This window comes from Ruegeria sp. CDSA077, assembly GCF_059612265.1.
The window spans coordinates 56000-74506 of sequence record NZ_JBXWQG010000015.1; the positions used below are offsets into that span (position 1 = coordinate 56000).

The 18507-nt window shown below is 59.4% G+C and carries 16 protein-coding genes; 6 read left to right on the plus strand and 10 right to left on the minus strand.

The window, feature by feature from the left end; all coding sequences use genetic code 11:
- Position 1: 1 nt before the first annotated feature.
- The 3 genes from AC2FLE_RS19210 to AC2FLE_RS19220 all read right to left on the minus strand — a co-directional run bounded on the left by AC2FLE_RS19210 (position 2) and on the right by AC2FLE_RS19220 (position 3906).
- A complete protein-coding gene (locus tag AC2FLE_RS19210) occupies positions 2 to 988 on the minus strand; it encodes a branched-chain amino acid ABC transporter permease (protein ID WP_142637525.1) in 987 nt (328 codons plus the stop codon).
- 77 nt (positions 989 to 1065) lie between these two features.
- Positions 1066 to 1884: an ABC transporter ATP-binding protein gene (locus tag AC2FLE_RS19215; protein ID WP_142637523.1), complete on the minus strand. Its 819-nt coding sequence runs from the start codon at positions 1882 to 1884 to the stop codon at positions 1066 to 1068.
- A gap of 78 nt (positions 1885 to 1962) precedes the next feature.
- Positions 1963 to 3906, minus strand: coding sequence for an AMP-binding protein (locus AC2FLE_RS19220; RefSeq protein WP_496679343.1), 1944 nt, complete (start codon positions 3904 to 3906; stop codon positions 1963 to 1965).
- Between the two features lie 575 nt (positions 3907 to 4481).
- On the opposite strand from AC2FLE_RS19220, the gene nadA reads away from it, so the two are divergent.
- From nadA to nadC, 3 genes are read left to right on the plus strand one after another with little or no spacing between them, the layout of a single operon-like run.
- Positions 4482 to 5534, plus strand: coding sequence for a quinolinate synthase NadA (nadA, locus tag AC2FLE_RS19225; protein WP_496699050.1), 1053 nt, complete (start codon positions 4482 to 4484; stop codon positions 5532 to 5534).
- A 6-nt stretch (positions 5535 to 5540) separates the two neighbouring features.
- Positions 5541 to 7106, plus strand: coding sequence for an L-aspartate oxidase (locus tag AC2FLE_RS19230; RefSeq protein WP_496699052.1), 1566 nt, complete (start codon positions 5541 to 5543; stop codon positions 7104 to 7106).
- Positions 7106 to 7960, plus strand: a complete 855-nt coding sequence (nadC, locus tag AC2FLE_RS19235) for a carboxylating nicotinate-nucleotide diphosphorylase (RefSeq protein WP_496699053.1) — start codon at positions 7106 to 7108, stop codon at positions 7958 to 7960. The genes AC2FLE_RS19230 and nadC overlap by 1 nt, the downstream gene beginning before the upstream one ends.
- A gap of 12 nt (positions 7961 to 7972) precedes the next feature.
- Here nadC and AC2FLE_RS19240 read toward each other — a convergent pair whose 3' ends face one another.
- The 5 genes from AC2FLE_RS19240 to AC2FLE_RS19260 form a co-directional block, all read right to left on the minus strand.
- Entirely contained in the window at positions 7973 to 8947 is a 975-nt protein-coding gene (locus AC2FLE_RS19240) for a hypothetical protein (RefSeq protein ID WP_496699055.1), read from the minus strand.
- Positions 8948 to 9038: 91 nt separating this feature from the next.
- Positions 9039 to 9491 carry an SRPBCC family protein gene (locus AC2FLE_RS19245; protein ID WP_142637510.1) on the minus strand — a complete coding sequence of 151 codons (453 nt, stop codon included), beginning with the start codon at positions 9489 to 9491 and terminating at the stop codon, positions 9039 to 9041.
- A 157-nt stretch (positions 9492 to 9648) separates the two neighbouring features.
- On the minus strand, positions 9649 to 11187 hold the full coding sequence (locus AC2FLE_RS19250) for a tripartite tricarboxylate transporter permease (RefSeq protein WP_142637508.1): 1539 nt from the start codon (positions 11185 to 11187) through the stop codon (positions 9649 to 9651).
- Between the two features lie 10 nt (positions 11188 to 11197).
- The gene (locus AC2FLE_RS19255; protein WP_271950677.1) at positions 11198 to 11629 is read right to left on the minus strand and encodes a tripartite tricarboxylate transporter TctB family protein; all 432 of its coding nucleotides are present in this window, start codon (positions 11627 to 11629) and stop codon (positions 11198 to 11200) included.
- 86 nt (positions 11630 to 11715) lie between these two features.
- Entirely contained in the window at positions 11716 to 12684 is a 969-nt protein-coding gene (locus AC2FLE_RS19260) for a Bug family tripartite tricarboxylate transporter substrate binding protein (protein ID WP_142637503.1), read from the minus strand.
- 148 nt (positions 12685 to 12832) lie between these two features.
- Here AC2FLE_RS19260 and AC2FLE_RS19265 point away from each other — a divergent pair, with 148 nt between their 5' ends.
- Genes AC2FLE_RS19265 through AC2FLE_RS19275 form a run of 3 tightly spaced genes read left to right on the plus strand, consistent with a single transcriptional unit; the run spans position 12833 to position 15925 of the window.
- Positions 12833 to 13504 (plus strand): response regulator transcription factor, encoded by a 672-nt coding sequence (locus tag AC2FLE_RS19265; RefSeq protein WP_496699057.1) that lies wholly within the window; start codon positions 12833 to 12835, stop codon positions 13502 to 13504.
- Entirely contained in the window at positions 13497 to 14894 is a 1398-nt protein-coding gene (locus AC2FLE_RS19270; protein WP_496699059.1) for a sensor histidine kinase, read from the plus strand. The genes AC2FLE_RS19265 and AC2FLE_RS19270 overlap by 8 nt, the downstream gene beginning before the upstream one ends.
- On the plus strand, positions 14891 to 15925 hold the full coding sequence (locus tag AC2FLE_RS19275; RefSeq protein WP_496699061.1) for an ABC transporter substrate-binding protein: 1035 nt from the start codon (positions 14891 to 14893) through the stop codon (positions 15923 to 15925). Before AC2FLE_RS19270 ends, AC2FLE_RS19275 begins: the two co-directional genes overlap by 4 nt.
- Here AC2FLE_RS19275 and AC2FLE_RS19280 read toward each other — a convergent pair.
- A complete protein-coding gene (locus tag AC2FLE_RS19280; protein WP_271950672.1) occupies positions 15922 to 17418 on the minus strand; it encodes a heme biosynthesis protein HemY in 1497 nt (498 codons plus the stop codon). The two genes, AC2FLE_RS19275 and AC2FLE_RS19280, sit on opposite strands and share 4 nt — an antisense overlap.
- A gap of 10 nt (positions 17419 to 17428) precedes the next feature.
- The coding region (locus AC2FLE_RS19285) for a COG4223 family protein (protein ID WP_496699063.1) at positions 17429 to 18507 on the minus strand (1079 nt) is incomplete at its 5' end.

The window sequence follows — 18507 nt, forward strand, 5'->3', positions numbered from 1 at the left end:
CCTAAACCCTTTCAATGATCTTCTCCCCAAACAGGCCCTGTGGTCGGAAGACCAGAAAGATCAATGCCAGCACGTAGGCAAACCAGTTCTCGGTCGCACCGCCAACCATCGGGCCAATGGCGAACTCGAACAGTTTCTCACCCACACCGATGATCAACCCTCCGACGATGGCTCCGGGGATCGAGGTAAACCCGCCCAGCATCAGCACCGGCAACGCTTTGAGCGCGATCAGCGACAGTGAGAACTGCACGCCAGACTTGGTGCCCCACATGATGCCCGCGACCAGCGCTACAAACCCGGCCACAGACCAGACCATGATCCAGATGAAATTCAGCGAAATCCCCACCGACAGCGCCGCCTGATGGTCATCCGCCACAGCGCGCATCGCCCGGCCCTGCTTGGTATATTGGCTGAACACAACCAGCGCCGCCACCAGCAGCGCCGCAATTACCGTTGCCACAATGTCCAGATTGTCGATGAAGAACCCATAGCCGAAGACGTTAAAGGTCGCTTCATCGAGCCAGAGGTTGATGCCCTGCGGCAGGCCTACATCCAGCGTCTTGATCTCGGACCCCCACATCAAGTCGGCCACGCCCTCAAGGAAATAGGCCAGCCCGATGGTGGCCATGAACAGGATGATCGGCTCTTGGCCAACCAGGTGACGCATCACGAACCGCTGCACGGCCCAAGCCAGCAGAACCATCACCGCCATAGTCAGAATAATCGCCAGCAGCGCAGGGACACTCCAGCCAAAGTAATGGATATGCGTCCCGAAAGTCGCATTGATCAGATGTGCAAACGGTACCTGCCCGTTCATGATCCCGACCAGAGTCATCGCGGCAAACAGGGCCATAACCCCTTGCGCATAATTGAAAATCCCTGACGCCTTGTAGATCAGCACAAAGCCCAGCGCGACCAGCGCATAGAGCACCCCGGCCATAAGACCGTTGAGGATGACTTCCATCGCAAATACGAGTTGTTCAGGCATCCTATGTCCTCCGAACAGATTTCATCTGGCGCGTCATCCGGGAAAATTCGTCGAATTTTCTCAGCCCGTTCCGTAGATCAGTCATGGCTCACCCCCAGATAGGCATCGATGACTTCCTGATTGTTGCGCACCTCATCAGGCGTGCCGTCGCCGATCTTCTTGCCGTAATCCATCACGACCACCCGATCGCTCAGATCCATCACCACGCCCATGTCATGTTCGATCAGGGCGATGGTGGTGCCGAATTCATCATTCACGTCGAGGATAAAGCGGCTCATGTCCTCTTTCTCTTCAACATTCATCCCGGCCATCGGCTCATCCAGCAGTAACAGCTTGGGTTCAGCGGCCAGCGCCCGGGCCAGTTCGACCCGCTTTTTCAAGCCGTAGGGCAGGCGTGAAACGGGCGTCTTGCGGATATGCTGGATTTCGAGAAAGTCGATGATCCGTTCGACCGCCTCACGGTTTTCGGTCTCTTCGGCCTCGGCCTTACCCTTCCACCAAGCCTGCTGCAGGATATTTGTCTTCATATAGTTCAGGCGCCCGGTCATGACGTTGTCCAAAACGCTCATCCCTTCGAACAGGGCGATGTTCTGGAATGTTCGTGCAATCCCCTGCCGCGCGACCTCATAGGGCCGCATTGGAGGGCGCTTGGCCCCGTGAAACCAGACCTCGCCCTCTTGCGGGACATAGAACCCCGAGATTACGTTCAGCATCGACGATTTGCCCGCCCCGTTCGGACCGATAATGGCGCGGATCTCACCCTCACGGATGTCGAACGAGATATCCTTGATCGCCACCACACCGCCAAAGCGCAGAGTGATGTTCTTCATCTCCATCACGACGCCGCCGATCTTGCGGCCGTCTTCGGTGACATATCCTTCGGAACTATCCAACATCAGCCCCTCCTTGACTTACGCAATACACGGAATGGCGGGCGGGCGATGACCATAGGTCGAGCGGCGCAGGACCGGACTTCATTCCGCCGCTACCTTGTGTTGCGCGACCGTTACAACCGGCGCATCCACGATCTCAAGCGTGGCACTGATCGAGCCCTTGCGGCCGTCCTCATAGGTCACCTCGGTCGTGGTCGAAACGCTTGAAGACCCGTCATAAAGCGCGGTGATGATGTCGTGGAATTTCTCTTCGACAAAGCCCCGGCGCACTTTGCGGGTTCGGGTCATCTCACCGTCATCCGCATCCAGTTCCTTGTGCAGCACCACAAAGCGATGCACCTGACAGCCCGACAGCATTTCATCGGCGGCGACCGATTTGTTGACCGCTTCCACATGGGACTTGATTGTCTCTAACACTTGCGGATGTGCCGTCAGTTCCTGATAGGACCCATAGGCGACGTTGTTGCGCTCGGCCCAATTCCCCACGGCGGTAAGGTCGATATTGATGAACGCCACGCAGCGATCCTTGCCATTGCCGAACAGCACGACCTCAAGAATATCGGGATAGAACTTCAGCTTGTTCTCAACATATTTCGGCGCAAACATCGAGCCATCGACCATTTTTCCGACGTCCTTGGCCCGATCAATGATCCGCAGATGACCGCTGCTTTCCTCAATGAACCCGGCATCACCCGTGGCCACCCAACCCTCGGCATCCTTGGTCGAGGCGGTCGAGTCCGGGTTGTTGTAATATTCGACAAACACACCTGGCGAGCGATAGTAGATCTCGCCCGTTTCGGCGATCTTCAGCTCGACATCTGGCGCGGGCACACCAACCGTATCGGCGCGCACCTCGCCATCGGGCTGCACGGTGATGAAGACCGTCGCCTCGGTCTGCCCATAAAGCTGCTTCAGGTTAATCCCCAGCGAGCGGTAGAAATCGAAAATCTCAGGCCCGATCGCCTCGCCTGCCGTATAACCGACCCGGAACCGGCCATACCCCAGCGTATCCTTCAGCGGCCCATAGACCAGCAGATTGCCCAGCGCGTATTTGATCCGATCACCAAACCCGACCGCTTTGCCATCCAGCAGTAACCCACCCACCTTTTTGGCATGGGCCATAAAATGGTGGAACATACGCTGCTTCAGCTTGCCCGCATCTTCCATCCGGATCATGACGTTGGTCAGCTGCGTTTCAAATACCCGCGGCGGGGCAAAGAAATAGGTCGGACCGATCTCGCGCAGGTCGGTTATCATCGTGTCAGCGCTTTCGGGGCAGTTTACACAGAACCCGCACCAATAGGCCTGACCGATGGAAAAGATGAAATCACCTACCCAAGCCATTGGCAGATAGGACAGGATGTCCTCATTCCGGGTCAGGTGGTCAAACTCTGCAGAATTCTTGGCGCTTTCGATCACATTGCGGTTCGATAGCACCACGCCTTTCGGCTTGCCTGTGGTGCCCGAGGTATACAGCATCACACAAGTGTCGTCATAGGTGATCGCAGCGATACGCGCGTCCAGCTCGGCATCAAAGCGAGCATGACCTGCGCTGCCTTCGGCCTTGATGTCGTCCAGCGCGTTCATCTGGGAATGATCATATTTCCGCATCCCACGCTTGTCAGTGTAGAGGATGTGTTTGATCTGATGAACTTTTTCCTGAATCTCGATGACCTTATCGACCTGTTCCTGGTCACCGCAGACGACATATTTCGCCCCGCAATGTTCCATCACATATGTCATCTCTTCGGCGACCGCGTCCTGATAGAGCGGCACCGGAATCGCACCCACCATTTGGGCCGCAACCATCGACCAGTAGTGCGCCGGGCGGTTCCGGCCTATGACGGCGATATGGTCGCCCTTCTCAACGCCAATCTCAAGAAACCCCAGCGCAATGGCGCGGATTTCCTTGGCCGCCTCGGCCCAGGTCCAGCATTGCCAGATCCCGAATTCCTTTTCGCGATAGGCCGGGGCATCCCCGAACTGAATCACATTGCGGTGTAGCAGCGCCGGAAGAGACTGCATCCCTTCAGCGCCTGACTGCGTCTGAGTCAATCTTTTTCTCCTCCCCACCCGACCCCTCCCCGGGCCGGAAATGGCGGGTCCAGGTCTGGCCCGGACGCCAACGCCCCGATTAAGGGACGTCGACACGATCAGCGTCAAGTTTTGCCTGATGTTTTCTCAATTCTTACGAAATGTAACAAGTTGGGCCGTGCCGCCCGGACCATACACCTCGTCAGAGACCCGACCCGAGATGACCACAAACTGTTCCGCGAACTGCAAATTTGCAGCAGGTAAGCGCATTCATCCACGTATACCGGTATTGGCTTGGGGTTTTGTATGTTTACCGCGCCTGGAATTCACCGTATGCATCCCGCAACTGAGTAGGACATTCAGAGCGGTTTTTCATGCCGATTTGCTATGCATGTGTATCGACCGAAGGCATCGGTTATGCGGAATGATCCAGATCGCATGACCAAAACCGCTCGAATTGTGCGATCAGAGGCGTGCGTCTTTGAAATCAACCGTTTTCTTGGACGGTCGGGCAGCACGAATTCCGACCCCTTTCCCACCCCAATACGCAAGGCAGGACTGCCGAGATGAATGTCACTCACCAGAGCATCACCAATGTGCTTTCTCAGCATTATGACCTGACACCTTCGACCGAATTGGTTGAGGAAATGCAGGAGACCTATGCCCGGATGGACCGGGTGGTGGCGCCACCGAATTTCGCAATCTATGCGCCCTATATCAAGGCGATCAATGCGCTCAAGAAAGAGCGCGACGCAGTCATTCTGGGCCACAATTACATGACGCCTGAAATCTTTCATGGCGTGTCGGATTTCGTGGGTGACAGTTTGCAGCTGGCAATGAAGGCCAGCGACGTCGAAGCCGATGTGATCGTGCAAGCGGGCGTGCATTTCATGGCCGAAACCTCGAAAATCCTGAGCCCCCAGAAAACCGTGCTGATGCCAGACATGGCCGCGGGTTGTTCGCTGGCCGAAAGCATCACCGCCGAGGGGATTGACGAGATGCGCGCCAAATATCCCGGCGCGCCGGTCGTCTCTTATGTGAACACCACCGCCGAGGTGAAAGCCGCGTCCGATATCTGCTGCACATCGTCCAATGCCGCTCAGATCGTCGATGCGATGGAATCCGACACCGTCATCATGACGCCGGACCAGTATCTGGCGCAGAACGTGGCAAATGAAAGCCGCAAGAACATCGTGTACTGGCCGGGCTCGTGCATCGTGCATGAACAATACACAGCGCAGGACCTGCGTGACTTTCGCAAATGGAATCCCGGCACGCGGCTCATTGCCCACCCGGAATGCCCGCCCGAAGTGGTGGCCGAGGCCGATTTCTCTGGCTCGACCAGCGGGATCATTAAGTATGTCAGCACCGAAAAGCCCGAAAAGGCGATGCTGATCACCGAATGCTCGATGGCCTCGAACATCGCCGATGAACTGCCCGAAGTCGACTTTGTCGGCCCCTGCAACATGTGCCCCTACATGAAGAAGATCACGCTGCAAAAAATCCTCTATGTGCTGCACACGATGGAAGGTCAGGTCGAGGTTGAAGCCGAGATCGCGGAAAAAGCGCGCCATTCGGTGCAGGCGATGATCGACCTGTCGCGAAAGCTGGGTCTCTGATCCGAGATGGAAACCCTCACCACCGACCGCGTTATCATCGTGGGCGCCGGGTTGGGCGCGCTGTATGCTGCGCTGAAACTGGTCCCGCATCCGGTGGTGGTGATCTCTCCTGAAGCGTTGGGCAACGGTGCCAGTTCCGCCTGGGCGCAGGGGGGAGTGGCTGCCGCGATGGACGCCCATGACAGCCCGGAAAGCCACGCGGACGACACCGTAAATGCCGGTGCGGGCACCGTTGACCCGCAGGTGGCCGAATTGGTGACGCGTCAGGCGCGCGACTATATTCTGGACCTGACCACGCTGGGCACACCTTTCGACCGGACCGCGGGCGGCGATTACGTGCTGTCGCGCGAGGCCGCGCACAGCTTTGCCCGTGTCGTCCGGGTCAAGGGCGATCAGGCAGGCGCGCAGATCATGGCCGCCCTGATCGAGCAGGTCCGGGAAACACCCTCGATCCAGGTGCTGGAGGGCACCATGGCCCTAGGGCTGGATGTCGAGGATGGGCGTGTTACCGGCGTCAGCATTCAGCGTGCGGATAAGGGCGGGTCAGCCCCAGTGATGCTGCGCGGGGCTGCCGTGTTGCTGGCCGGGGGCGGGTCCGGTGGGCTCTATGCGCTGACCACCAACCCGCCGCGTATCCGTGGGCAGGTCATCGGTATGGCTGCGCGCGCGGGGGCGCTGATTTCGGATGCCGAATTTGTGCAGTTTCACCCCACCGCCATGGATGTCGGCGAAGACCCTGCTCCGCTGGCAACCGAAGCGCTGCGCGGTGAAGGCGCCATTCTGGTCAACCGTCATGGCGCGCGGTTCATGCAGGCCATCCACCCGGATGCCGAGCTTGCCCCGCGCGACGTCGTCGCCCGCGCCATCTATGCTCAGGTTCAGGCGGGCAACCGCCCCATGCTGGACACGCGCGAGGTTCTGGGCGAGGAGATCAAGGCTCAGTTCCCCTCGGTCGCGGAATATTGCGCCCGCAATGGAATCGACCCGGCGCAGGAGCCCATCCCCGTCGCCCCCGCAGCGCATTACCACATGGGTGGCATCGCGACCGACACCAGCGGATGCGCCAGTATCGACGGCTTATGGGTCTGCGGTGAGGCATCCTCGACCGGGTTGCACGGCGCCAACCGTCTGGCCTCGAACGGTCTGCTTGAAGCGCTGGTCTATGCCCGAATCTGCGCGGAAGGCATCGCCGGAACCTTGCCAGCGCCCGGCGCGACGCCGCCGCTGGAAATCAGTTTAGAGGACGGTGGTACCCCATCCGACCCCGCCGCTGTGACAGAGCTGCGCCAGACCATGACCCGTTATGTCGGCGTCATCCGTGATCGCAAGGGCCTGACCAAAGCCCTTGGCATCATCGCGCGGCTCGAGGCGGCTAACAGCGACAACCCGTCCTTCCTGAACATGTGCGCCACTGCCACGTTGATCGCGGCAGGCGCATTGGCGCGCGAAGAAAGCCGTGGCGCGCATGAACGATCCGATTTCCCCGACCCCTCGGCCGGACCCGGCAAACGGTCCGAGATGTATCTTTCCCAAGCGCTCGCCATTCGCGCGCAGGCCTGCAAGGAGCCGTAATGAGTTTCTCCACCGTTCCCGATCTTGTCCTTGAACCGATGATCCGCACTGCGTTGATGGAGGATCTGGGCAGCTATGGTGACGTCACCACCCGCGCGGTGATCCCGGCGGGCACCACCTATGACGCCTGCCTGAACGCGCGCGAGGATGCGGTCGTGTCCGGCATGCAGGTCGCAGCGCTGGCGTTTCGCCTGATCGACCCCTCTTTGGACATCACCACGCATATTGCCGATGGCCAGCCCTGTAAAAAGGGCGATACGCTGATGACCATCAAGGGATCGGCCGCCTCAATCCTGTCGGGCGAACGGGTGGCCCTGAACTTTGCCGGTCGGCTGACCGGAATCGCGACAAAGACCGCAGGCTTCGTGGCAGAGACCAAAGGCACGAAGGCCCGCGTCACCTGCACCCGCAAAACAACCCCCGGCCTGCGTCTGGTTGAAAAACTGGCCGTGCTGCATGGCGGCGGGTTCAACCACCGATACTCTCTGTCAGATGCGATCCTGATCAAGGACAACCACATCGCAGCCGCTGGCGGGGTGCGTCAGGTGCTGGAGGCCACCAAGGCCCATGCCAGCCACATGATGGCCGTCGAGATCGAGGTGGATCGGCTGGACCAACTGGCCCAAGTGCTTGAGGTCGGAGGCGCCTCGGTCGTCCTGTTGGACAATATGGACAATGACATGCTGCGCGAGGCTGTCGCGATGGTGGATGGCAGGCTCAAGACCGAAGCCTCGGGCAATGTGAAGCTGGATCGCATCGCCTCAATCGCGGCGACGGGTGTCGACTATATCTCATCGGGTGCGTTGACCCATTCGGCGCGCACGGTGGATCTGGGGTTGGACTTCCCAGTCTGACACGGCGACAGCTTATTCCTGAGCGCAAAGCTCAAGCAGTTCCTTGTGACGGTCCCGCGCCTGCCCCTGTACACGCTTGACGAAGGGCTGCGGCAGATCCGGGCCGAGGCGCGTTCCGTATTTCTCGCAGGATTTATCACCGATCAGCTCGGCGAACCTGACCCATGTCCGAAAGGCAAAAACATCCCGCAGGCTGAGGATCGGCTTGGAATTGCTTGGTCTTTCCGGGGCAGGCATCGGAATGTCCGTGAAATACGCCTCTTCGATCCCGCTCCAATCGGATGGTGTTTCAAAGTCGTCCCCCGCACCCTCGGAATACTTAAACGCGGGGTATTCCATACTGTATTCAGAACATCCGTGGGATATTTTTGAGTGAACCCCGGTGATCTCAAATTCCGCCTGTGCGGCACGGAAAATCGCAAGACACTCTTTCGCCTCTGCGATCGACTCACAATAGATATACGCCTTATAGGGAAACTTGACCGCTTCGCGCAGCTCGATCATGCTTTTTCTGGCATTGTCCCTGGGCAGCTGCAGGTTGAGCAGCAAGAAATAGACCTGAAACATCCCCTCAAGGTTCTCAGGCAGGATCTGCACCTTGTAGCACTCGTGGCACAGGCCACAAATCACCTTGGTTTCTTCAAAGAAATTCAGGCGTTGGCCGCAATTCCCATGATCGCCATTGATGGTGATGGTTTGACCCACATAGATCTGGGCGATGGGCACGGCCAACTGGATATTCTGTGTGTCCAGGGCTTTCATCCAACCGGAATAGGCGGCGGTCTGCCGTCCGGTGTCGACCAGGGCTGCCTGCCAGCCCTTTTTCAACCCGCCCGTCACCTCAAGCTGCGCTTTGCTGTAGGCGCCCAGATGCTGTTTCGGCAGGTTGGAAAATTCCAGCATCGTCACAAGCTGCCGGATGGCCTGTCGGTCATTGGGCTTGAGTGAAACCCGCTTCTCAAGACGTTCCAGCTGCGCGTAATCCATCACTCTGGCCTCCTGCTTCGGGTTTGGCCCGCCAGTTTTTCTTGTGATTGCGCCGAATGAGGTCGCCGTCAACTGAAATGCGCGAAACTGGCTAGCTGCCGGATTGTTCTGAGACGATCTCTCCGAGCCGGGTAAAGAATTTCCCCGACAGTTTCTTGGCAGTCCCGGCAATCAAACGGCTGCCAAGCTGGGCGATCTTGCCGCCGACATCCACCTTAGCAGTATAGGCAAGAACCGTCTCGGACCCGTCTTCGGTCAGGGTCACATCGGCACCGCCCTTGGCAAACCCCGCAGCCCCGCCTTTGCCCTCGCCCTGCAGCGAAAATCCGTCCGGTGCCTTGGATTTATCCAGCGTGACCTGACCCGCGAACCGCGCTTTCACCGGACCGATTTTCAGAACCACCTTTGCCTCAAGGTCTTGCGGCGAAGATTGGGTCAGCTCTTCGCAGCCGGGGATACATTCCTGCAGGATATCGGGGTTGTTCAGCGCCTCATACACCACGTCCCGCGGGGCAGCGATGCGGATTTCGTCACTGAGTTCCATTCTGGCATCCTTCGCACAACAGCTTTGTGCCTATCAATAACGCGGTTTTTGCCAAATGTTTCAATTTTTTGTTTCAGATTTTTGTTTCAGATCAGGATACGCGACCCCAAATCTTACCTAATCGGGCGCCACCGGTTTGCGGTGACGCCCAATGCGGTCAGTCGCTGATCGCGCCCTCTTCGTCGCGGCGCTGATGCATCTTGGCTTTGACACGCGCGCCTACGATCAGAGGCAGAACAAATCCGATCAGGGCAATGGACCACAAGCCGATGGCCAGCGGGCTGTCAACCAGCGTCCACCAGTTGCCATTGTCGATGGTGACCGCACGGCGCAGGTTATTCTCCATCGAGTTGCCCAGCAGCGTGCCCAGAATGATCGGCACCAGCGGCACGTCCAGCTTGCGCAGAACCCAGCCCATGACACCGAACCCAATCATCACCAGCAGATCAAAGCTGGACCCCGAGATGCCGTAAATACCCACAAAGCTGACCATCGCCACGACGGGCATCAGGATACGCGAGGGCACCATCAGGACGCGGGTGAACAGGCCCACCATTGGGATATTCATCGCGAGCAACATAAAGTTGGCAATGAAGAGTGCCGCAATCAGGCCCCAGACCACATCCGGGTTCTGGGTGAACAGCAACGGCCCGGGCGTAATATTCAACGCCAGCAGAACCGCCAGCAACACGGCTGTGGTCCCTGACCCCGGCACGCCCAGCGCCAGCATCGGCACCAGGGCGCCCCCGGCGGCGGCGTTGTTGCCAGCCTCGGGCGCGGCCACGCCACGCGGATCACCGGTGCCGAATGTGTTGTCCTTGTCGACCAGCCGTTTCTCCATCGAATAGGAAATAAACGAGCCCAGAGACGCCCCGGCCCCCGGCAGAACCCCCGCCAGAAAGCCCAGGAATGAGGTCCGCAGCATGGTCGGCATGCATTGCTTGATCATCGACATCGGCGGGTAAAGCCGCCCGATATTCAACTTGCGCCCAGCGGCATCCGACCCGCCATGACGGTTTTCCAGAAAGATGAACACTTCGGACAGGGCAAACAGGCCGACAATGGCGACAAGGAAATCCAGCCCATCATACAGGTGCACCTCACCAAAGGTGAACCGCGGTACGCCGGTCTGGGTATCGACACCAATGGTCGCCAACCCAAGGCCCAGCGCAGCGGCAAAAGCCGATTTCGCCTGATTGGTCGAGGACACGCCGCCCAGCGTCATGAAGGCCAGCGCGAACAGGGCGAAATACTCAGCCGGTCCAAACAGCAGCGCGATCTTGACCAGCTGCGGCGCCAGAAAGATCAGGCCCCATGTGGCCAGAAACGCACCAATGAATGAGGCGATACCGGACAGCGAGAGCGCCTCGCCCGCAAGGCCTTTTTTGGCCATCGGATGCCCGTCCAAGCAGGTCATCATCGCAGGCTCGTCCCCAGGGATGTTCAGCAAGATCGACGAGATTCTCCCGCCATACATTGCCCCATAATAAACACTGGTCAGCAGGATCAGAGACGGCGTCGCGCCCAGCCCCAGAGTGAACGCAAGAGGGATCAAAATGGCCACGCCGTTCGACGGTCCCAGACCGGGCAACGCGCCCATGATCGTGCCCAGAAAACAACCCAACAGGGCCAGCAGCAGGTTTTGCCATGTCAGCGCGATAGCGAATCCATCGCCAAGGGATGCAAGAGTTTCCATGACGTTCCCCTTAGAAACCCAATGGTCCGCGAGCCAGTGACAGGCCCAGAACCAGATGGAAGATGACGTAGATACCGACAGAAGTACCGATTCCGACCACTACGCTTTCGATCGGACCAGATCCCAGCCGCCAGGCCAGGTAAGCCGCAGCAAAGGCGGTAGAGATTACAAATCCCAGAACCGGCAACAGCTCGGCATAGAACATCATCACGACTACAGCGGCGCCGACTTCGACCAGCCGGCCCAGCGCGGGCCACTCGGGCTCGGCATCCGGGCGCAACGCGATGACCGCGCTGGAAAGGCCAAGGATGGCGGCGACAATCAGTGGAAAGGCCTTGGGGCCAACCGCGTCTGACAGAAAGCTCTCTTCAATCGCCAGCGCTGACAGGGCAAAGCCGATGGCAAGAAGAATGCCGAAGACCCCGAATATGCGATCACTCATGGGTATCTCCTATGTAAGGGAAGTATGGGTCTGGTCGGGGTGCCGCGCGCCCGGCGCGACACCCCGCTCTCAGGTGAGTGCTGGTCTTATTTGATGATCCCGATCTCTTTCGAGATGGTCTGGATCTGACCCACGGATTGCGCAACAAAATCCTGGAAAGCTGCGCCTTGCAGGTCCAGCGGGGCCAGACCATTGGCGGCCATGACCTCTTTCCATTCATCCGAGGCGTAAAGATCACCGATCTTACCAACCCAATCGCCATAGGCCTCATCGCTCATTCCGCCAGGGGCGTAGAACCCGCGCCAGTTTGCGCCGATGGCATCAATGCCCTGTTCCTTGGCCGTCGGGAAATCGGCGAATTCGCCGGGAAGACGTTCAGGCGCCAAAACGGCGATGACTTTGATATCGCCCGAGTCGACAAAACCCTTGGCTTCCGAGATGTCACCGGTAAAGGCTTGAACCGAACCGGCCAACAGCTGGGTCACAGCTTCGCCGCCGCCATCAAAGGCGATGTATTTGACCGACCTTACGTCCTCGATGCCATAGGCATTGGCCGCGATCAGAACCTTCAGGTGATCCCAACCGCCCACGGCGGAGCCGCCCGCCACGGACACAGACGTCGGATCGGATTTGATCTGATCCAACAGGTCGGGCAGCGTGTTAACCGCGCTATCGGCTGCAACGGCGATCACGCCATAATCCGCACCGATGGCCGCTAGCCAACGCACCTGATCCATGGTGTTGCCTGGATAGGCGCCCTGCGCCAGGCGGGTCGCCGTGGCTGCGCTGGCCGCTACGATCAGCTCATTATCCTCGCCGCGCTTGTTGACGACCTCGGCAAAGGCAACACCGCCACCGCCGCCGGCCAGGTTCACAACCTGCATGGTCTGGTCGATCAGACCCAGATCCTGCAGAGATTTACCGACCTGACGGCAGGTGAAATCCCAACCGCCGCCGGGGTTGGCCGGGGCAATACATTCCTGTGCGCTGGCGCTCACGCCGGACAGGGCAAAAACAGCAGCCGCAATCGCGCCGCTTGTTCCAAACAGTTTCATTTATGTCTCCTCCTCTGGTCTTTTTGGGCTGCGTTCCCGCAACCGAAACCTGTTCCCGCATGGCTCTGTCCTTGCGGGCTGGTACTGTTTACAGAATAATGCTGTCACGAACCTGTCACATAGATTCAGGGCAGGGCGCGGGGGGACAATGCGCGTATTGATGATCGAGGATGCGGTGGATCTGGCTGAGGGCGTGATGGCCCATCTGGCGCGGTCGGGCGTCGTTTGCGATCTGGCGACCACGGTCGAATCCGCCCGTGATTTCCGTGCGGTACAAACCTATGATGCGATGTTGCTGGACATAAACCTGCCCGACGGGTCAGGTCTGAACTTTCTGGGCAAGATCCGGGACAGCGGCGACCGCACCCCGGTGCTGATGCTGACGGCGCTGACCTCGGTCGAGGATCGTGTCGCCGCTTTGGACAAAGGTGCCGACGATTATCTGGGCAAGCCCTTTGATCAACGAGAGCTTGAGGCGCGGCTGCGCGCCCTTGTTCGGCGCGATGCGGACCGCAAAAGCGAACAGATCACTCTGGGCCCGCTGATCTATGCCGCCAAGGACCGCAGCGCCACGCTGAACGGCAAACGCCTGAACCTAACCGCGCGCGAGGCGGCGGTCTTGGACGCCCTGATCCGGCACGAAGGTCAGTATCTGTCGAAATCACGGCTGTATAACTCGCTTTACGGGTTCGAAGACGCCGATGTGGGGGAAAACGCGATCGAGCTGTATATCGCACGGCTCCGCAAAAAATTCACCGGCAGCGCCATCAGCATTACCACCCAGCGTGGGGTGGGGTATCGGATCGGTCTGAATGACTAGGCTGCGCCTGCCCCACAGCCTGACGGCCCGCGTTCTAAGCGCGGTGGTTTTGATCCTGATTCTGGGCGGGTTTCTCGTTGGTCTGTCGATCTGGGCCAATGGTCGCCTTGCTGCGCGGCAGGCCTATGACCGGCTGCTGCTGGGCGCGGCCAGTGACATTGCCGAATCCGTTCGCATTCAAGATGGCCAACCCTTTGTCGACCTTCCAGTCTCGGCCTTTCAACTGTTGGCACAGGCGCCTGATGATCGTATTTTCTATGCGGTTCAGGTACCGGATGGCCCGTTCATAACCGGGCTGGACCGGGACACCGTGATCGAGGTGCCGCCACAGACTGGCACTGCGCCGGTCTATTTCGCCTCTGATCTGAACGGGGAACCCGCCCGTTTCGTCCGCGTTACCCGCCTGTTTGCCGAGCGCGATTTCTCGGGCGAGGTGGAAATTCTGGTCGGTCAGACATTGCGCGCGCGTCAAACCATGACCGTGGGGCTGATGCGGGATGCCTTGCTGCCGATGGCTGTGGCCGGGCTGTTGCTGCTGATCATGTCGTGGTTTGTCACCCGCTCGGCCCTGCGCCCGCTTGAGGCGCTGTCCGATGACCTGACCCGTCGCGATCCTTATGACCTGACACCGATGGCCAGCGACGGGTTGCCACACGAGTTGCAGGTGATGCTAAGCGCGATGAACCGGTTCATGGGGCGGCTGGATCGGCAAGTGGACACGATGCGAAACCTGATTGCCGACACCGCCCATCAACTGCGCACACCCGTGGCCGCAATCCGGGTACAGGCCGAGATTGCGCAGGACGATCCCGACCTTCCAGCCCGCACGCGCGCGCTGGATCGGCTGTTGGGGCGCACCCGGTCACTGGGCACGCTGCTGGATCAGTTGCTGTCGCGCGCCATGGTGATCCACCGTATCGACAGTGCGCCGCGGCTGCCCGTTGACCTACGCGAAGTGGCGCTGGACGTGCTGGAACACAGCGATCATGAATTGATGGCCCCCACCATCGAGGTGCGTCTGGAAATCGGCGATACGCCAGTTCTTGTGAATGGCGATGCCTTTTCGATCGGCGAAGCCGCCAAGAACCTGCTTGGCAACGCTCTGCGTCATGGTCTGCCACCCGTCCGTATTGGCGCCGCGCAAGAGGGCGCGCGCGCTGTTCTGTGGGTGCGCGATCAGGGTCCCGGACCTGCGACCATAATCGCCGATCAGCTGGGGGACCGGTTCAATCGCAGCACCGGTTCGGGCGAGGACAGCACCGGCCTGGGCCTGTCCATCGTGAAATCCACCGCTGAGGCCTTTGACGGCCGAGTCGAGATGGGGCGGGATGAAACCGGGTTTCGCGCAGCGCTGAGTTTCCCGGCCAGAACAGATGAGATCAGCACATGATCCGAGCCCTAGCCCTTGCCGTGCTGAGTTTGATTCCTTCGCTTTCGCGCGCCCAAGAAGCCATCGCAGAATTCGGCGCAGGTCAGGATCCGTTGTTGATCCGGTCAACCACCGACATTGCGATCATCGCCCCCGTGCTCGAACGATTTACGGCGCTGAACCCCAATCTGCAGGTCACTTATGAACAATGGGGATCAAACGCTCTGTTCCAACACAGCCGCACGGTCTGTAAATCAGGTGAGAATCCTGCAGACATCGTGTTCTCATCCGCGATTCAACAGATGGTCTGGCTGGTGAATTCGGCCTGCGGACACCGGTTTCAATCCGACCTTACCAACGCCCTGCCCGCCGCGCGACGCTGGCGGGATGAGCTGTGGGGGATCACCACCGAACCCGCCGTCATCGTCTATAACAAGACCTTGTTACAGGATCAGAACGTCCCACGCAGCCGGTTCGCCCTGCTGGACATGATGCGGACCCAGCCGGATCTACTGCGTGGGCGCGTGGCAACCTATGACATCGCGGCCTCGGGTCTGGGTTATCTGTTTGCCTATGGAGACAGCCTTGAGGCCACGACTTTCGGCTCTTTGATCGAAGGTTTTGCACGTATGGACGCGGTGGCCACTTGCTGTTCTGCGGAAATCATCCGCGATGTGGCCAATGGGCGCTTTTTGATCGCCTATAACGTGTTGGGGTCTTATGTGGCCAATGCCAAGGCTCCGGGCATTGGGGTGATCCTGCCAGAAGACTATACTCTGGTCCTGTCACGCGCCCTGATGATCCCGCGCCAGGCGCGGAACAAACAAGCCGCCACGGGATTCTTGGATTTTCTCCTGTCGCCACAGGCGCAAACCCTGCTGGCAACTTCGGGTCTCGTCGCCCAGATGGACACAGCCGATACGGGGTTAACGCCCAGCGCCCGAAGGTTCATCGCCCTGTCGCCGGCCCTATTGGTTGCCAGAGATCAGAACCGACGGGCCGAGCTGTTTAAGCTGTGGAACGACGCCTTCGACGTGGAAAGTGCGCGCTAGGTCTTTTCGTCGATGGCCGGTTCGATATCAGGCCGAACCGGTTCGATCTCTGCCTCGATAACCTCAGGCTCATCGGCCTCGTCGACCTCATCCATATCGGTGTCGGCCTTGTCCTCAAGCGCGCCAACGATCAGCGGCAGCATGTGAACACCGGTGGCTGAGGCGATCTCTGGCGTTTGAGGCGTTTGCCAGCTGAGCGTGTCAAAGCTGTGGCAGTTCTGACAGACCGGACCCCATTCCGGCTGAATGTCATGGCAGTTGTCGCAGACCCATTGCGGCCCGCGCGGCGCGTTCAGCGCCTTTGCCAGCCAGCCCTGCACAACCACATCCGAGGCCCCTTCGCCGCGTTCAATCGCTGCCATCAGCGTGTAGGCGCGGGCATCAGCCTGTTTTTCGACCACATCCCCCAGCGCGCGGCGGGCTTCGGGGAAATCTTCGGCGACGATGTTCAACTCGGCCAGAATCAGGCAGGTTTCCGGATTCTGCGCGTGTATGCGGGTCAACGTCGCAAAGCGTTTGATGCGCTCGGCCGGTGATTCATCCGGTGCAATATCGGCAAAAGCATGGGCCAGATCGGGATGTGGCTGTGCCTCCCATGCTTTTTTCAGAATCTTCGTTGCGGCACGCGGCTTGCCTTTTTCGATATAGGCACGGGCAGCCATCGCTGCGGCAGGCACCAAATCAGGGGAAAGGCGGTTGGCCTCGATTGCCTGTTCCTGCTGTTCTACGGTCGAACTTTCGTCCAGAATGCCCTTTGCCTCGGACAAAGCGAGCACCGCATCGCGGCGCTTGAACACATCGCGCGGCAAATGCCCGGATTTCAGCTTGGCGGTCAGCGTTGATCGCGCCCCAGCCCAATCCTGCGACTTGGTCTGCAGGCCCAGCAGGATATCTTGCGTTTCTTGATGGCGTGGCTTGATGGCCAATGCCTTTTCGGCCAGCTTCCGGGCGGTGTCATCATCGCCTTCGGCCAGCTTCTGCTTCATGATACCGCGCACCCCCACAAAACGCGTGGCATTATTCGTCACCAGTTTCTTATAGGTTTCAGATGCCTTTTGGGTATCGCCATTCATCTCGGCGGCCTGGGCCACCAGCAGGTTGGTCAGCTCGGGTTTGTTCAGCAGCTTTTCGGCCTTGGCGGCCTTGTTCATCGCGATCCGCCCCTCACCCGAGGCAAGCGCCATGATCCCATCGGTTAATGCCTGATATCCGCGCTGTTCCCGGCTGCGGTCGAAATAACGCGACAGGGCTGTTTCATCCCCATTGAGGAATTTCAGCGTGGCGATCAGCAGGGTCAGCAGCTTGAAGAACAGCCAGATCGCAATGATCATCACGCCTAGCGCAATGACCGATTGAAGCGGACCAAGCGTGTATTCCGTGCCACCCGCTGTGATCTGCACCCCGCCTTTGGTTTCCATAAGGAACCCGGCGCCAAGAGCCAACAAGCCGACAATCGCAACAAAAACAAGGATCTTAAACAGTGACCACAGCATAGCAGGCCCCTCAGTTCGAGTTCGCGCTTGAGGCAAGCGCATTTGCAGAATCCACAGCAGAAACCCGCGTCTGGGCCGCCTGTTCCCACCCTTCAAATGCAGCTTTGGCTGCATCGGGCAGGGATTTCAGCTCATCCAGGGCAGCAGAGACATCTCCGCCCGACAAAGCGGCTTGAGCCCGCGACAAGACCGCATCGGGGCTGTCACCTTCTTGCGGGGTAACCGAACGTGCACCCGTCTGGCGCTGCAAAAACGCGACAATTCCGGTGCCCTTGTCCGCGTCCCGCGCATCGGCCAGCGCCGTGCGCGCAGCGGGCGCAAAGCTGTCCTGAAGTGCTGCAATCGTCGCGACACCTTCGGTCGCCGGTGCTGCCAGCGCCTCGGGAACGGTTACGCCTGCGGCCTTCAGTTCTGCAATCAGGTCGCCATAAGGTTGACCCGTATTCAACTGTTCATGCACCCGTGACAGAAGGGCTGCATTGGTCGCCGCCAGCGATTTTGCTGCAGCCTCGGCCTCGAGCGTCTGAGCGTCGGACACCATCTTTTCCACCTCGGCCCGTTGCGCGGCCAAAGAGTCCTGGAGTTTTTTCAGCTCGGCCTCGATGGCCGCGCCGGTTTCAGGTGAAGCGCCCTGCGTCAGCGCGCCACTTTCCAACTCGGCCAAACGGCTGGCAAGCGGATCAACCTTGTTGGTCAGATCGGATATTCTGGATTTCACCCCATCCAGATCAGCGGTGATTGGCGCGATTTGGCCGGTCAGCGTGTCAATCTTCTGGGACAGATCCGACCCGTCGGTCAGAGACTTCGACAGTGTTGATATCTGATCGGATTGTGCGGTCAGCTTCGCCTCAAGCGCGGCGATTGCGTCGGACTCACCCGAGGAGAACGCGCCGCTTTGACCCAGAGCGAACCCGGCCGCCGCAGCAATCGCACCGCCAATAAGCGCCGGGATAAAGCCGCCGCGTTTTTCGACCGGCGGTTCTGCGACGGTCTGATCAGGCGACGTAAGAGAGGCTTCGGCTTCGGCTTCGGCTTCGGCTTCGGCTTCGGCTTCGGCTTCGGCTTCGGCTTCGGCTTCGGCTTCGGCTT